This is a genomic window from Azospirillum sp. VT-I1, assembly GCF_055698305.1.
This window is the reverse complement of sequence record NZ_CP168803.1, coordinates 236,680-250,374: the sequence shown is the minus strand read 5'-3', so window position 1 is coordinate 250,374 and position 13,695 is coordinate 236,680. Positions and strand designations below refer to the sequence as shown.

At 67.6% G+C, this 13,695-nt stretch carries 16 protein-coding genes; 5 read left to right on the top strand and 11 right to left on the bottom strand.

Annotation, left to right across the window (positions count from 1 at the left end; translation table 11 throughout):
- Positions 1-107: 107 nt before the first annotated feature.
- Complete coding sequence (locus AB8P05_RS19855; RefSeq protein WP_472760567.1) at positions 108-605, bottom strand: PaaI family thioesterase; 498 nt, start codon at positions 603-605, stop codon at positions 108-110.
- 74 nt (positions 606-679) lie between these two features.
- A complete protein-coding gene (locus AB8P05_RS19850; RefSeq protein ID WP_472760566.1) occupies positions 680-1,417 on the bottom strand; it encodes an outer membrane lipoprotein in 738 nt (245 codons plus the stop codon).
- A gap of 180 nt (positions 1,418-1,597) precedes the next feature.
- Here AB8P05_RS19850 and AB8P05_RS19845 point away from each other — a divergent pair, with 180 nt between their 5' ends.
- Positions 1,598-1,780, top strand: coding sequence for a hypothetical protein (locus AB8P05_RS19845; protein WP_472760565.1), 183 nt, complete (start codon positions 1,598-1,600; stop codon positions 1,778-1,780).
- A 93-nt stretch (positions 1,781-1,873) separates the two neighbouring features.
- Here AB8P05_RS19845 and AB8P05_RS19840 read toward each other — a convergent pair whose 3' ends face one another.
- Positions 1,874-2,395 (bottom strand): ferritin-like domain-containing protein, encoded by a 522-nt coding sequence (locus AB8P05_RS19840; RefSeq protein ID WP_472760564.1) that lies wholly within the window; start codon positions 2,393-2,395, stop codon positions 1,874-1,876.
- A 242-nt stretch (positions 2,396-2,637) separates the two neighbouring features.
- On the opposite strand from AB8P05_RS19840, the gene AB8P05_RS19835 reads away from it, so the two are divergent.
- The gene (locus AB8P05_RS19835) at positions 2,638-3,609 is read left to right on the top strand and encodes a formylglycine-generating enzyme family protein (RefSeq protein ID WP_472760563.1); all 972 of its coding nucleotides are present in this window, start codon (positions 2,638-2,640) and stop codon (positions 3,607-3,609) included.
- A gap of 130 nt (positions 3,610-3,739) precedes the next feature.
- Positions 3,740-4,606 (top strand): 5'-nucleotidase, lipoprotein e(P4) family, encoded by an 867-nt coding sequence (locus AB8P05_RS19830; protein ID WP_472760562.1) that lies wholly within the window; start codon positions 3,740-3,742, stop codon positions 4,604-4,606.
- A 46-nt stretch (positions 4,607-4,652) separates the two neighbouring features.
- Here the strand turns inward: AB8P05_RS19830 and AB8P05_RS19825 are convergent, their stop codons facing one another.
- From AB8P05_RS19825 to urtA, 7 genes are all read right to left on the bottom strand, one after another.
- Entirely contained in the window at positions 4,653-4,805 is a 153-nt protein-coding gene (locus AB8P05_RS19825; protein WP_472760561.1) for a hypothetical protein, read from the bottom strand.
- Positions 4,806-4,992: 187 nt separating this feature from the next.
- Positions 4,993-5,388, bottom strand: coding sequence for a COG4315 family predicted lipoprotein (locus AB8P05_RS19820; RefSeq protein ID WP_472760560.1), 396 nt, complete (start codon positions 5,386-5,388; stop codon positions 4,993-4,995).
- Between the two features lie 113 nt (positions 5,389-5,501).
- The gene (gene urtE / locus AB8P05_RS19815; RefSeq protein WP_472760703.1) at positions 5,502-6,197 is read right to left on the bottom strand and encodes an urea ABC transporter ATP-binding subunit UrtE; all 696 of its coding nucleotides are present in this window, start codon (positions 6,195-6,197) and stop codon (positions 5,502-5,504) included.
- A 14-nt stretch (positions 6,198-6,211) separates the two neighbouring features.
- Positions 6,212-6,958 (bottom strand): urea ABC transporter ATP-binding protein UrtD, encoded by a 747-nt coding sequence (urtD, locus tag AB8P05_RS19810; RefSeq protein ID WP_472760559.1) that lies wholly within the window; start codon positions 6,956-6,958, stop codon positions 6,212-6,214.
- Between the two features lie 3 nt (positions 6,959-6,961).
- Positions 6,962-8,125 (bottom strand): urea ABC transporter permease subunit UrtC, encoded by a 1,164-nt coding sequence (gene urtC / locus AB8P05_RS19805; protein ID WP_455174592.1) that lies wholly within the window; start codon positions 8,123-8,125, stop codon positions 6,962-6,964.
- A 4-nt stretch (positions 8,126-8,129) separates the two neighbouring features.
- Complete coding sequence (urtB, locus tag AB8P05_RS19800; protein ID WP_472760558.1) at positions 8,130-9,752, bottom strand: urea ABC transporter permease subunit UrtB; 1,623 nt, start codon at positions 9,750-9,752, stop codon at positions 8,130-8,132.
- A 125-nt stretch (positions 9,753-9,877) separates the two neighbouring features.
- Positions 9,878-11,128, bottom strand: coding sequence for an urea ABC transporter substrate-binding protein (gene urtA, locus AB8P05_RS19795; RefSeq protein WP_472760702.1), 1,251 nt, complete (start codon positions 11,126-11,128; stop codon positions 9,878-9,880).
- Positions 11,129-11,539: 411 nt separating this feature from the next.
- On the opposite strand from urtA, the gene AB8P05_RS19790 reads away from it, so the two are divergent.
- Both AB8P05_RS19790 and AB8P05_RS19785 read left to right on the top strand, forming a co-directional pair.
- Positions 11,540-13,045, top strand: a complete 1,506-nt coding sequence (locus AB8P05_RS19790; RefSeq protein WP_472760557.1) for a L,D-transpeptidase family protein — start codon at positions 11,540-11,542, stop codon at positions 13,043-13,045.
- A 7-nt stretch (positions 13,046-13,052) separates the two neighbouring features.
- Positions 13,053-13,433: a VOC family protein gene (locus AB8P05_RS19785; RefSeq protein WP_472760556.1), complete on the top strand. Its 381-nt coding sequence runs from the start codon at positions 13,053-13,055 to the stop codon at positions 13,431-13,433.
- Positions 13,434-13,446: 13 nt separating this feature from the next.
- Here AB8P05_RS19785 and AB8P05_RS19780 read toward each other — a convergent pair whose 3' ends face one another.
- Positions 13,447-13,674 carry a formate dehydrogenase subunit delta gene (locus AB8P05_RS19780; protein WP_012975453.1) on the bottom strand — a complete coding sequence of 76 codons (228 nt, stop codon included), beginning with the start codon at positions 13,672-13,674 and terminating at the stop codon, positions 13,447-13,449.
- Between the last annotated feature and the right edge of the window lie 21 nt (positions 13,675-13,695).

Here is a 13,695-nt window from a genome sequence, read left to right as displayed (position 1 = left end):
CTGTCAACCGAAAAATTTCCCTTTATTATCAGTGCGTTGCGAGCGCGGTAATTTGATACCGTTCCCCCAAACCCATTGATATGAAAGAGTTTTTCAGGATTCCCCATCTATGCGGTAATGGGATACCGCAACGGCGACGGGGTCGTGAGGGGGATGGAGTAGGTGCCGGTGACATGGGCGACCGGCTCCGGATCGCCTTCGGAGAACAGCAGGATCTCGCCATAGGCCAGACGCTTGCCCAGCTTCAGGACGCGCGCCTCGGCGACGATGGCGACGGGGGGCGGACGGCGCAGGAAGTTGATGGTCATGCTGGTGGTCACCGCCAGTTCCACCCTCCCGATCAGGCTCAGCACCGCGCCGTAGAGCGCCACGTCGGCCAGCCCGAACATGGCCGGGCCGGTGACGGTGCCGCCGGGCCGGACGAAATCGTCCTTGTAGGGCAGGCGCAGGCGGATCGTGCCGGCGCCCAGGCTGTCGACGACGATGCCGAAACTGCCGACCAGGGGAACCCCCTCGCGGATCAGTTCCTCCAGCTCCTCCCTGGTCATGGCGGGAACGGGGGCGGAAGTTGGGGCGGCGCTCTGTGCGGAATCGACGGCGGACATGGACCCTCGGCCGGTGAACTTACGGTTGGATCACCGAACTGTGCGCCATCCCGTCCATTCGGACAAGTATGGAGCTACTCGGCCGGCTTCACTTCCGCCGGAACGGGGGCTGCCGGAGCAGGGGCTGCCGGTGCCGGAGCGTTGTCGGCGGGAAGGGTGTCGGTGGGGGCGGTCAGGCGGATGGGGCCGCCGCCGCTGGACGGCGCGGTGCCGGCGGCGGATTCGGACGGGGCCGGCTCGGCGGGCGGGGCGAGCGGCACCGCCCTGATGTCCGATTTCGGCGTTTCCGGCTTCGGGGCTTCCGGCTTCGGGGCTTCCACCGCGGCTTCCGGCTTCGCGTGATCGGCGGGCGAGGAATAGTCGGGCACGATGCGGGCCTGGCTGCCGGTGATGACCAGCACCTTCTGGCCGATGGGCAGCGGCTGCGGCTCCTTCTGGGTCACCGACAGCAGGTCGCCGTTGGATTTGCGGACGATGTATTCCCAGCCGGTGGTGTCGCCGGCGATATGCTCGATCGCCGTCCCCAGCAGGCCGCCGATCGCGGTGCCGCCGACGGTGCCCAGCGCCGAGTTCATGCCGCCGGAGCCGACCTGCGCGCCCAGGATGCCGCCGGCCGCCCCGCCGCTGACGGCGCCGACCGTGCCGTTGGCGCTGATCGCCACCTGCCGGAATCCGACCACCGTCGCCGGCTCGACCTTGTTGGCCTGCTGGACCGCGCTGGCGGAATAGGTGTTGGGGGAATAGTCGGAGGTGCAGCCCGCAAGACCGCCGGCCAGGGCGGCGAACAGGCAGAAGGAGACCGATCGGAGCACGGGGAGGGATCCATCCGTATTGAGACCCGTCCTGTCTCTTACGGCAAAGCAAGCCTGCTCGTCACCGGGCAAAATCCGGACGGGGCCGGAAGGCTGCATTGCGGCGCCGCGATGATGGCGGCGCGATGGATGGGCTCCTGCGCTGTTGGCAAGGCATCGTCACAACCGGGAGCAACCACGATGAACGATCCGTCCAAGCAGGGGAAACCGGAAAGCGATGCGGCCAAGCCCGGCAATCCGTCCGGCGCCAAGCCGTCCACCGCCGGCACCGACCAGGACCGCGACAAGACCCTGACCGAAAAGGCGGAGGAGAAGGCCGGCGGCGCCAACAAGAACAGCCCCGGCCCGATCTACGACGTCTGAGCGACACACGGCGCCACGTTGGGCGCGCACATGAAACGGCCGGGGAAGGGTCCGCCCTCCCCGGCCGTTTCATTGCCTGCTATCCGGCCCGTATCAGCGGCCGGCGGTCTGGTCGCCGGCCTTCAGCGTCAGGTATTTCAGGGTCAGGGCCGGGACGTTCTCGATCACCCAGGAAGCCATCGCCTCCTCCTCGCGCAGCGAGGTTTGCAAGAGCGGCACGGCGAAGGCGAAGTTGCCGGCGTCGGCCACCGTCAGCAGCGACCGGTAGCTCGCCACCTCGAAATTCTCGAAGGCATAGTTGGCGAAGGAGTTCTTGAGGATCTCGTCCTCGGCGAAGCTGTGGCCGAGCGCCGCCAGATTGCCCATGATCGACAGGGCGGTGTCCTTCATGCCGGAATGGCTTTCCTGCAGCTGGTCCAGGATCTGGTCGAGACGGGTGATCTGCGCCTCGGTCTCGCCACGGTGCATGCGCAGGTGGTCGGAGACTTCCGAATAGTTCACCAGGCGGTCCAACTGGCGGTCCATCAGTGCAAGCGCCTGCTGTTCGACCGCATGGGCATTGCGCAGTCCGGTGACGAACAGCGCGCGCGTGAGGTCTGCGGGATAGGCAGCCATGAGTATGCTCCTGTGGTATCAACGCTCCGTTGAACGTCTGCCCGCACCAACAGGGCGGCCACCCTTTCGACGCTCTACCGCTTTGGCCCTAGCCCGAAGGAACAGGCGGAGACTCCCCTTCCCGCCGGACCGGCCGGGAGGTGCCCCGACAAGGACACGGACGCACGGTTGCCGGATGCGGGTTGCGCCGGAGAAATGGCGGCATGACCCCCTGCACTTCCCCCGCAAGAGACCGCCGCACCATGAGATCCGCCCTGCCCGGCTCGGTGGGCGCCGTGATCGTCCTGGCCCTTCTGCTGACCGGGCTGACCGCCTGGCGCCGGACCGGGGCGGAGGACCTGACCGGCTGGCGGGCCGAACGGCTGGCCGCCTTCCAAGCCTGGCAGGTAGGAAGCCCGGCGCGCGAGATCTGGGACCATCCCGACGCCCCGCTGCTGGTGACGGTGCCGGCCGGCAGCTATCTCCAGGGCTCGCCCAAGACGGAGGCGGAGCGTTTCCCCGGCGAAGCCCCACAGCGGCCGGCGACGATCCGGCACCCGTTCGCCCTCGGCAAATACACGGTCACCCGCGGCGAGTATGCCCGCTTCGTCGAGGACAGCGGATACAGGTCGCGCACCGTCTGCCGCGGCTATGCCGGCGAGACCGAACTGCTGCCGCGCTGGCATTTCTCCTGGCGCCGGCCGGGCTTCGACCAGACGAACGCCCACCCCGCCGTCTGCATCAGCTGGCACGACGCCAAGGCCTATGTGGACTGGCTCAGCCGCCGGACCGGCCACGCCTATCGCCTGCCGACAGAGGCGGAGTGGGAATATGCCGCCCGCGGCGGCACGGTCACCGCCCGCTGGTGGGGCGACGATCCGGCGGCGGGATGCGGCGCGGCGAACGGCGCCGACCTGACCGCCAAGGACCGTTTCACCGACTGGGAAGTGGCGGCCTGCCGCGACGGCGCCCTGTTCACCGCCCCGGTCGGCAGCTACCGGCCCAACGGCTTCGGCCTGTACGACATGCTGGGCAATGTCTGGCAATGGGTGGAGGATTGCGCGGCGGACGGATCGGCAGCGTCCGGCGAGGCGGGAGAGACCTGCCCGCGCCGGCGGATGCGCGGCGGGTCGTGGCACAGCCATCCGCGCTATCTCCGCTCCGCCGTGCAGCGGGAGAACGAGGCCGAGATCGGCTTTGCCGCCTACGGCTTCCGCGTCGTCCGCGACTTCTGAGGGCGCCACCGGAAGACCGCGACCCCGTGCGTACCGGGATACCGTGACGCAAGCGTCACGGGACCGTCGCCAAGTGCCTGAATCTGTGCTTCGATGACGGTTCCATGACACTTGATGGATGGGTGTGTCGATGCGCAAATCCGCCTTTCCCGGGCGCTGGTCGCTGCTGTCCGGTGCGGTTGCCCTCTCGCTTCTGGCCGGGCCTGCCCTGGCTGCAGATCCAGTGCCCCAGAACGACCTGCTGAACGCCGAGCTGTGGATGCAGCGCTCGGTCGAATACAAGGCCAACGCGCTGGCGGTCTACGCGCTGGGCAGGATCCAGCTGGACAAGGCGCTGGCCGACAAGACCTGGACCGCGGCGACCGAGCAGACCGGCAATTACCTGGACCTGCCGCCGGCCGTGGTGCTGGACCTGGACGAGACGGCGATGGACAACTCCGCCTATCAGACCGGGCTCGTCACCACGGGAACCGACTTCTCGCCCAAGACCTGGGACGCCTGGGTGAAGGCGGAGAAGGCCACGGCGGTGCCGGGCGCGGTGGAGTTCACCCAGTATGCCGAGTCGAAGGGCGTCAAGGTCTTCTACGTCACCAACCGCAGCGCCGACCAGGAAGAGCCGACCCGCCGCAACGCGCAGGCGCTGGGCTTCCCGATGGGCGGCAACGTCGACACCTTCCTGATGTCTAAGGAGAAGCCCGACTGGGGTTCGGCGAAGAGCACGCGGCGCGCCCACATCGCCAAGGATTACCGGATCGTCCTGCTGTTCGGCGACAATTTCGGCGACTTCTCCGACGCCTACAACGGCAGCGAGGCGGAGCGGCTGAAGGCTTATGAAGCGGCGAAGGAGCGATTCGGGCGCGACTGGCTGATGCTGGCCAATCCCGGATACGGCTCGTTCGAGAGCGCGCCCTACGGCCATAATTTCAAGCTCTCGGCCGACGAGAAGCGGGCCAAGAAGATCGGTGCGCTGGAACCCTGGGTGGCGCCCGCCCAGTAAGGAACCGGCTGGTGGGGAGGGTGCGCCGGTCTGAGACGATCACATCTCAGAAGATCAGGCGCACCGCCTCCACGATCACCACCCACGGCGCGGCGATCATCACCGCCCACACGGCCAGACGCGGCAATCCGCGCATCTTGCGGACCTTCGGCTCGGCGGACGGGGCGGCTTCGAAAGAGGTGGCGTTGTAGATCGACATGGCCTGCTGCTCCATGAGCAAGATGACGGTGAGGCCATCATGCGGCTTCGATCCTTAACGACCTTTAAAGAGCGCCGCCTGCGAAGACGACGTTTGCGCATTACCTCGACCGGATAAGTATACTGCCGGCGAAAGCGGCGTCGCGGCACTGAACGGCAGGTGCCGCGACGCAGCAATGGAACGGACGTTATGGCTTCGCGACGTGCCAGACGTTGTTCACCCCGTCACCGGTGGTGTCGCCGGGCTTGGCGTCCTTGACCCAGGTGTAGAGCGGCTTGCCGTCATAAGCCCATTGCCGGCTTCCGTCGTCGCGGGTGACGACGCTGTATTTGCCCATCGGCTTGGCGGCGGAGGGAGCCATCAGCGGCGGCCAGTTCGTCGCGCAGGGCCCGTTGCAGGCCGACTTGCCGGCCGTGTCCTTGTCGAAGACGTAGAGCGTCATGCCCTTCGCGTCGGTCAGGACGGGACCCATCGCGGTCTGCCCCGCCATGGCCGGCTCCTTGTCCTGGGCGATGGCCGGAGCGCCGAACAGGATGGCGCCCAGGCCGACGACGGCGGCGGTGGCACGGAGTGCGGACTTCATTGCGTGGTTGCTCCCCAAAACCGGTCCGCCGGACGGCGAACCCGATGGATGAAGGACGCAATGGAGACGCGGTTATTCCGCGGGTCACCGATAGGAGATCGCCGCCAGCGGCATCATACCGTCAGGTATTTGCGCACCTCCTGCTCGTCCAGGCCGCTGCGCGGACCAGACAGCATCACCTCGCCGCGCTCCATCACAACCCAGTCGTCGGCAAGGTCGCGGGCGAAGTCGAAATACTGCTCCACCAGCAGGATCGCCATGGTGCCCTTGTCGCGCAGATAGGAGATGGCGCGGCCGATGTCCTTGATGATCGATGGCTGGATGCCTTCGGTCGGCTCGTCCAGAACCAGGAGGCGCGGGCGCGTCACCAGGGCGCGGCCGATGGCGAGCTGCTGCTGCTGGCCGCCCGACAGGTCGCCACCGCGGCGCTCCAGCATGGATTTCAGCACCGGGAACAGCTCGAACACCTCGTCGGGGATCGAGCGCTGGGCGCGCGGCAGCGGGGCGTAGCCGGTCAGCAGGTTTTCCCGCACCGTGAGCAGCGGGAAGATCTCGCGCCCCTGCGGCACATAGGCGATGCCGCGCCGCGCTCGGTCGGCCGGGGCCAACTTGGTCACGTCGGCGCCGTCCCAGCCGATGGAGCCGCCGGACACCGGCTTCAACCCGACGATGGCGCGCAGCAAGCTGGATTTGCCGACGCCGTTGCGGCCGACCAGACAGGTGACCTTGCCGATTTCGGCCTTCATGGAAACGCCGCGCAGGGCCTGGGCGGCACCGTAATGCAGATCGAGAGAGCGAACGTCGAGCATCATGGGGTCTCCCGTCAGCGGCCGAGATAGGTGTCGATGACCTGTTGATTGGCGCTGACCGCGTCCAGCGAGCCTTCGGCCAGCACGGAGCCCTCGGCCAGCACCGTCACCTTGACGCCGAGCGCGCGGACGAAGCTCATGTCATGCTCCACCACGATCACCGAATGCTTGCCGGCGATGCTGCACAGCAGTTCGGCGGTCTGTTCAGTCTCGGCGTCGGTCATGCCGGCCACCGGCTCGTCGACCAGCAGAAGCTTGGGATCCTGGGCCAGCAGCATGCCGATCTCCAGCCACTGCTTCTGCCCGTGCGACAGGCTGCCGGCCTGGCGGCTGCGCAGGGCCGACAGGCGGGTGATGTCCAGGATCTCCTCGATGCGGGCGCGGTCGTCGCGGCTGATGGCGTAGGTCAGCGTCTTCAGCGGCCGGCGCGGCGCCTTCAGCGCCAGTTCGATGTTGTCCCACACCGTGTGCGGTTCGAAGACGGTCGGGCGCTGGAACTTGCGGCCGATGCCGAGATTGGCGATGGCCGCCTCGCGCAGCTTCGTCAGGTCGGTGTCGCCCTCGAACAGGATGGTGCCGGTGTCGGGGCGGGTCTTGCCGGTGATGACGTCCATCATGGTGGTCTTGCCGGCACCGTTGGGGCCGATGATCGCCCGCATCTCGCCCGGCATCATCACCAGCGACAGGCTGTTCAGCGCCTTGAAGCCGTCGAAGCTGACCGACACGCCGTCGAGATAGAGAAGGGTCGATTCCGCGCTCATGGGTCAGGCTCCCTTCTGGCCGGCGGTCTGGTTTGCAGGTTGGGCGTTGGGAAGGGATGGGGTCTTGTTGCGGCGGGGCAGCTTCGCGGTCAGCTGGCCCCACAGGCCGAGCAGGCCCTTGGGCAGGAACAGCGTCACCGCCACGAACAGGCCGCCGAGAGCGAACAGCCACAGCTCCGGCAGGGCGCCGGTGAAATAGCTCTTGCCCATGTTGACCAGGACGGCACCCAGGATGCCGCCGGCCAGCGTGCCGCGCCCGCCGACGGCGACCCAGATCACCGCCTCGATCGAGCTGGCCGGTGCGAATTCCGACGGGTTGATGATGCCGACCTGCGGGACATAGAGGGCGCCCGCCACGCCGGCCATGCAGGCCGACAGCGTCCAGGCGAACAGCTTGTAGCTTTCGGTGTCGTAGCCCATGAAGCGCACGCGGCTTTCGGCGTCGCGCAACGCCACCAGCACCTTGCCCAGCTTGGACGCGATGACGCCGGAGGCGATCATGTAGGACAGTGCCAGCGCCGCCACCGTCGCCACGAACAGCGCGACGCGGGTGGTGTCGGCCTGGATGTCGTAGCCGAGGATGTCCTTGAAGTCGGTCAGGCCGTTGTTGCCGCCGAAGCCCATGTCGTTGCGGAAGAAGGCCAGCAGCAGGGCGAAGGTCAGCGCCTGGGTGATGATCGACAGGTAGACGCCGGTGACGCGGCTGCGGAAGGCGAACCAGCCGAAGGCGAAGGCCAGGGCGCCCGGCACCGCCAGCACCATCAGCGCCGCGAACCAGAACTGGTCGAAGCCCCACCAGTACCAGGGCAGCTCCGTCCAGTTCAGGAACACCATGAAGTCCGGCAGTTCCGGATTGCCATAGACGCCGCGCGGGCCGATCTGCCGCATCAGGTACATGCCCATGGCATAGCCGCCCAGCGCGAAGAAGGCGGCATGGCCGAGCGACAGGATGCCGCAATAACCCCACACAAGGTCCAGCGCCAGCGCCAGCAGCGCGAAGCACAGGTATTTGCCCAGCAGCGAGACGGTGAAGACCGACAGGTGGAAGGGCGAATCCGCCGGCACCCACAGCGTCATCACCGGAACCGCCACCGCCAGGATGGCGAGGATCGTCAGGACGATCCCGGCCTTGCGGTCCAGCCCCATCAGGAAAAAGCGCAGCAGCATCGGATCAGGCCTCCACCGCGCGGCCCTTCAGCGCGAACAGGCCGCGCGGACGCCGTTGGATGAACAGGATGATGAAGATCAGCACCAGGATCTTGCCCAGCACCGCACCGGCGTAGGGTTCGAGGAATTTGTTGATGGAGCCCAGCGTCAGCGCGCCGACCAGCGTGCCCCACAGGTTGCCCACGCCGCCGAACACCACGACCATGAAGCTGTCGATGATGTAGCCCTGGCCGAGGTTCGGGCTGACATTGTCGATCTGGCTCAGCGCCACCCCGGCCAGACCGGCGATGCCGGATCCCAGACCGAAGGTCAGCGCGTCCACCCGCGCGGTGCGGATGCCCATGGCGTTGGCCATCGGCCGGTTCTGCGTCACCGCGCGGATCGACAGGCCGAACCAGGTGCGCTTCAGCGCCACCAGCAGGGCCGCGAAGACGGCGAAGGCGAAGATGACGATCCACAGCCGGCCATAGGTGATGGTCAGGCCGCCCAGTTCGAAGGCGCCGGACATCCAGCTGGGTGCCCCCACCTCGCGGTTGGTCGGGCCGAAGATGGAGCGGACAGCCTGCTGCAGCGCCAGCGACAGGCCCCAGGTGGCGAGCAGCGTTTCCAGCGGACGGCCGTAGAGCCAGCGGATCACGCTGCGCTCGATGACGATGCCAACGCCGCCGGAGACGATGAAGGCGGCGGGCAGCGCCACCAGGATCGACAGGTCGAACAGGCCGGGGGCGTAGGCGCGGAAGAACTCCTGCACCAGGAAGGTGGTGTAGGCGCCGATCATCACCATCTCGCCATGGGCCATGTTGATGACGCCCATCACGCCGAAGGTGACGGCGAGGCCAATGGCGGCCAGCAGCAGCACCGAGCCCAGCGACAGCCCGTACCAGAGATTTTGCAGCGCGGCCCAGAAGGCCAGCTTCTGCTCCACCGTCGCGGCGGCGGAGGCCGCCAGCTTCTTCGTCACCTCGGCCGCGCTGGTGCCAGCGACCATGTTCAGCAGGACCAGCGCGTCGCGGTCGCCGCGGGCGGTCAGCGTATCCACCGCCGCCTGGACATCGGCGTCGGTCATCTTCGACGCCGCCTCGCCGGTCAGCAGGATGGCGGCGCGCGCCTGCTCCATGGCGGCGCGCACGGCCTTGTCCTGCTCCTTGGCGATGGCGGCGTTCAGCGTCTCCAGCGCGGAGGCGTCGCGGCTCTTGAACACCGCGTCGGCGGCGGAGCGGCGGACGCCGGCATCGGGGCTCATCAGGGTGAGGGCACCCAGCGAGGCGCTGATGGCGCGGCGGAGCGCATTGTTGATGCGAATTTTCTCGACCGCGGCGGCCGGCGCGTCGCCCAGCGCGGCGCGGGTCAGCGGGTCGGTCAGGGTGAAAGCGTCGCCGGCCTTGCGGGCGATGACGACGGTGCCGTCGGCCTTGCGCACATAGAGGTCGCCGGCCTGAAGCGCCTCGATCACCGGCACGGCGGCCGGGTCGCCGGCCTCCGACAGTTGCGCCAGGGCCTTTTCGGTTCCGGAATAGCCGCCGCTGCCCAGGGCCTGGACAAGCGGGCGGAGATCGGCGGCGAATGCGGCGGTCGATGTGGCGACCACCACACAGAGCGCCATCAGCCAGCGGAGAGCGCGTCGCATCGCGGGTCCTTCGGTGCAGGGGGTGCTAACAACGCGAAACGCTTGCTCTCTCCCCTCCCCGCCCGGCGGGAAAGGGGAAAGGGCAAGCGTCGCAACCACTCAGATCAGCGAGGGAACGCTAACCCTCACGACCCCTTGCCGCCGCACTTGCCGGTCTTCACGTTGAAGTTCCCGCAGGACATCGGCTTGCGCCAGTCGGCGATCAGGTCCTTGCTGTCCGGCAGATAGTCCGACCACTCGTCGCCCGGGACGAGGCCCGAGGTCTTGGAGACGACGTCGAACTGGCCGTTCTCCTGCACTTCGCCGATCAGCACCGGCTTGGTGATGTGGTGGTTCGGCAGCATCGCCGAATAGCCGCCGGTCAGGTTGGGAACGGCCACGCCGATCATGGCGTCGATGACCTTGTCCGGCTCGGTGGTGCCGGCCGCCTCGACCGCCTTCACCCACATGTTGAAGCCGATGTAGTGGGCTTCCATCGGGTCGTTGGTGACGCGCTTGTCGTTCTTGGTGTAGGCCTTCCAGGCCTTGATGAAGTCGCTGTTCGACGGCGTCTCGACCGACTGGAAGTAGTTCCAGGCGGCCAGATGGCCCAGCAGCGGCTTGGTGTCGATGCCGGCCAGCTCTTCCTCGCCGACCGAGAAGGCGACGACCGGGATGTCCTGGGCCTTCACGCCCTGGTTGCCCAGTTCCTTGTAGAAGGGAACGTTGGCGTCGCCGTTTATGGTGGAGACGACGGCGGTCTTCTTGCCGGCCGACCCGAACTTCTTGATGTCCGCCACGATCGACTGCCAGTCGGAATGACCGAACGGCGTGTAGTTGATCATGATGTCTTCGGGCTTGACGCCCTTGCTCTTCAGGTAGGCTTCAAGGATCTTGTTGGTCGTGCGCGGATAGACGTAGTCGGTGCCGGCCAGCACCCAGCGCTGAACCTTTTCCTTCTGCATCAGGTAATCGACGGCCGGGATCGCCTGCTGGTTCGGGGCGGCGCCGGTGTAGAAGACGTTGCGGGAGGACTCCTCGCCCTCATACTGGACCGGGTAGAAGAGGATGTTGTTCAGCTCCTCGAACACCGGCAGCACCGACTTGCGGCTGACCGAGGTCCAGCAGCCGAACACGGCCGACACCTTGTCCTTGCTGATCAGCTCGCGCGCCTTCTCGGCGAACAGCGGCCAGTTGGAGGCGGGGTCGACCACCACCGGCTCCAGCTTCTTGCCCAGCAGGCCGCCCTTCTTGTTCTGCTCGTCGATCAGCATCAGCATGACGTCCTTGAGCGTCGTCTCGCTGATCGCCATCGTGCCGGACAGGGAGTGCAGGATGCCCACCTTGATCGTGTCCTGCGCCATCGCCGGCGCGGACATCGCAGCCATCGCGCCCATGGCCAGACCGGCCAGCGCGCTGATCCCGAAGCTCGACGTCAGTTGCTTGGTCCGCATGAAGTTGCCCCCTTCCTTTGGCGCCCCGGTTGCTCCGGGGCTTCGCCACATCGTCGGAAGGAAGGCTACCGCGCATGCGAAAAGCCGTATCTACGTCAAATGACACATACGGCCACGGCCGGGCTTATCCGGCGGTACCACCGGCGAAGGTCCGGAATAAAACCGGTGCTGCGGCGTCCACTTTCTGATGAACGCGTGTAACGACGACGGGCGCCCGCGAGTGACGCGGCGATGCACGGGAGCAACAGTGTGAACAGCAGAGCTGCCGACACCAAATGTCGCTTGCGGATCCCCGATGGCTGGCTGAAGGATACAGCGCTCGATCCTATCCGTTCACGTTCCGGTCCCATCGCCATGCATGACAACCGCCGCCTGATCTCCCGCCGCTCCGCCGCTCTTCTGATGGTCGGCGGGCTGGCCGGCGTCATCCTGAGCGGTCCGTCGCTGGCCGCACCGCAGAAGGATGCGGCGCATGCCGCCAAGCCTCCGCTGGTCGCCGGCTGGGCCGCGGCGCTGGAACAGCGCGCGCTGGAGATCCAGAACGCGCCCAAGGTGCAGGCCACCCGCGTCGGATATGGCGCCGTCGTCAAGAAGGGCGACGGCGGCATGATCGAGAGCGTCGCCCCGGCGGTGGACCTGCCGCCGGCGGAGGTCCAGCAGGCCCAGGCCCCCACCCTGCCCGGCCTGGAGCCGGTGGAGCCCGCCCCGCCGGTGGTCATCACCGTGCGCTCGCCGCTGGCCGACCGCGTCGGCCGGGTGTCGCGCCGCCTGATCGAGCTGGGCTTCCTGCCCGCCGACAAGTGGACCGACAGCTTCAACGACGATGTCGAGACCGCCGTGCGTGCCTTCCAGCTGGCCGAAGGGCTGCAGCCCGACGGCAAGGTGGGCGAGGTGACCCGCCAGGCGATGGACCGCACGCCGGCCCAAACCGTGGCGCTGCTGCGCCGCGCCGCCGCCGCGATGCGGGCGCAGCAGGCCTCCATCCCCGAGACCACCATCCTGGTCAACCTGCCCGGCCAGTCCGTCACCTTGATCGAGCATGGCCGCCCGAGCTTCACCATGCGGGCTGTGGTCGGCCGGCCGTCGCGCAAGACTCCGCTGCTGCAGGATAAGGTCACCAGCGTCACCATCAACCCGACCTGGACCGTCCCGCCGACGGTGCTGAGCGAGGACAAGCTGCCGGCCCTGCGCAAGAAGGGCACCACCGGCATCAAGAACGCCGCCGTCTATCTGGACGGCACGGAGGTCGTCAACACGCAGTCGGTCAACTGGTGGGGGGTCGATCCCGGCCGCGTCCGCATCGTCCAGAAGCCGGGCGACGACAACGCGCTGGGCCGCTTCCGCTTCAACCTGACCAATGGCGACGGCATCTTCCTGCACGGCACCAACGACCCGCGCCTGTTCAGCCGCGATCTGCGCGCCGCCAGCTCCGGCTGCGTCCGGCTTGAGGATGCCCGGATGATGGCGGAGACGCTGCTGGGTGCGGCGAAGATGACGCCGGCCAGCATCGGCCAGCAGCTCGACACCGGAGAGACCAAGACGATCCGGCTGCCGAACGCCATCCCGGTGCGCTTCGTCTACTGGAACGCGTCGGTCGACACCGCCGGCGTGGTGCGCGTCCATCCCGACATCTACGAGGATCCGCCCACCCTCTCCACCCCGGCCGGCCAGTCCGGTTCGGCGGCTCCGGCGATGTCGGCCAATCCGGCCGGCGGCACTGCCGCGACCCCGGTGTCGACGCCGCGCCCGCTGTCCAAGCCGGCGCCGCTGCCGGTCCCGGCCGCCCATGCGCCGACGCCGCTGTCGTCGGCCTCCGTCCCGGCACCGGCCAAGCCGTTGCCGGCGTCGACGGGCATGTGAGGCCGGATTGCGGATCAACCGCATCGACCATTTCGTGCTAACGGTCGCCTCCATCGAGGTGACCTGCGCCTTCTACCGCGACATTCTGGGAATGGAGGTCGTCACCTTCGCCGGCGGCCGCCGCGCCCTGTCTTTCGGCGCGCAGAAGATCAACCTGCACGAAGTCGGGCGGGAGTTCGAACCGAAGGCCGCCCGGCCCACCGCCGGCAGCGGCGATTTCTGCCTGATCTCCGACACCCCACTGGAGCAGGTGATCGCCGAACTCCAGACCCACGGCATCGCCATAGAGGAAGGCCCGGTGAGCCGCACGGGCGCCACCGGGCCGATCAGGTCCGTCTACATCCGCGACCCCGACGACAATCTGGTCGAGATCGCCAATTACGTCTGAGGGCGTTGTCCCCTCACCGTGCCTGAAGCACCCCCACTGCACCGCGCGCCACCTCGTGCAGGTCGGCTTCGCCGCCGGCCTGGACATGGGCGAACAGGCCGGCGCGCATGCGCGGATCCCAGAATTTGCGGATGTGGGTCGCAGTTTCCGTCACCGCCTCCTCATGCGGGTAGGTGGCGAAATGGACGGCGATCTGGTTCGCCATCCGGACCAGATCCTTGGCATGGTTCGTGTGGCTCATCGGTGTCTCCGGATTGATTGA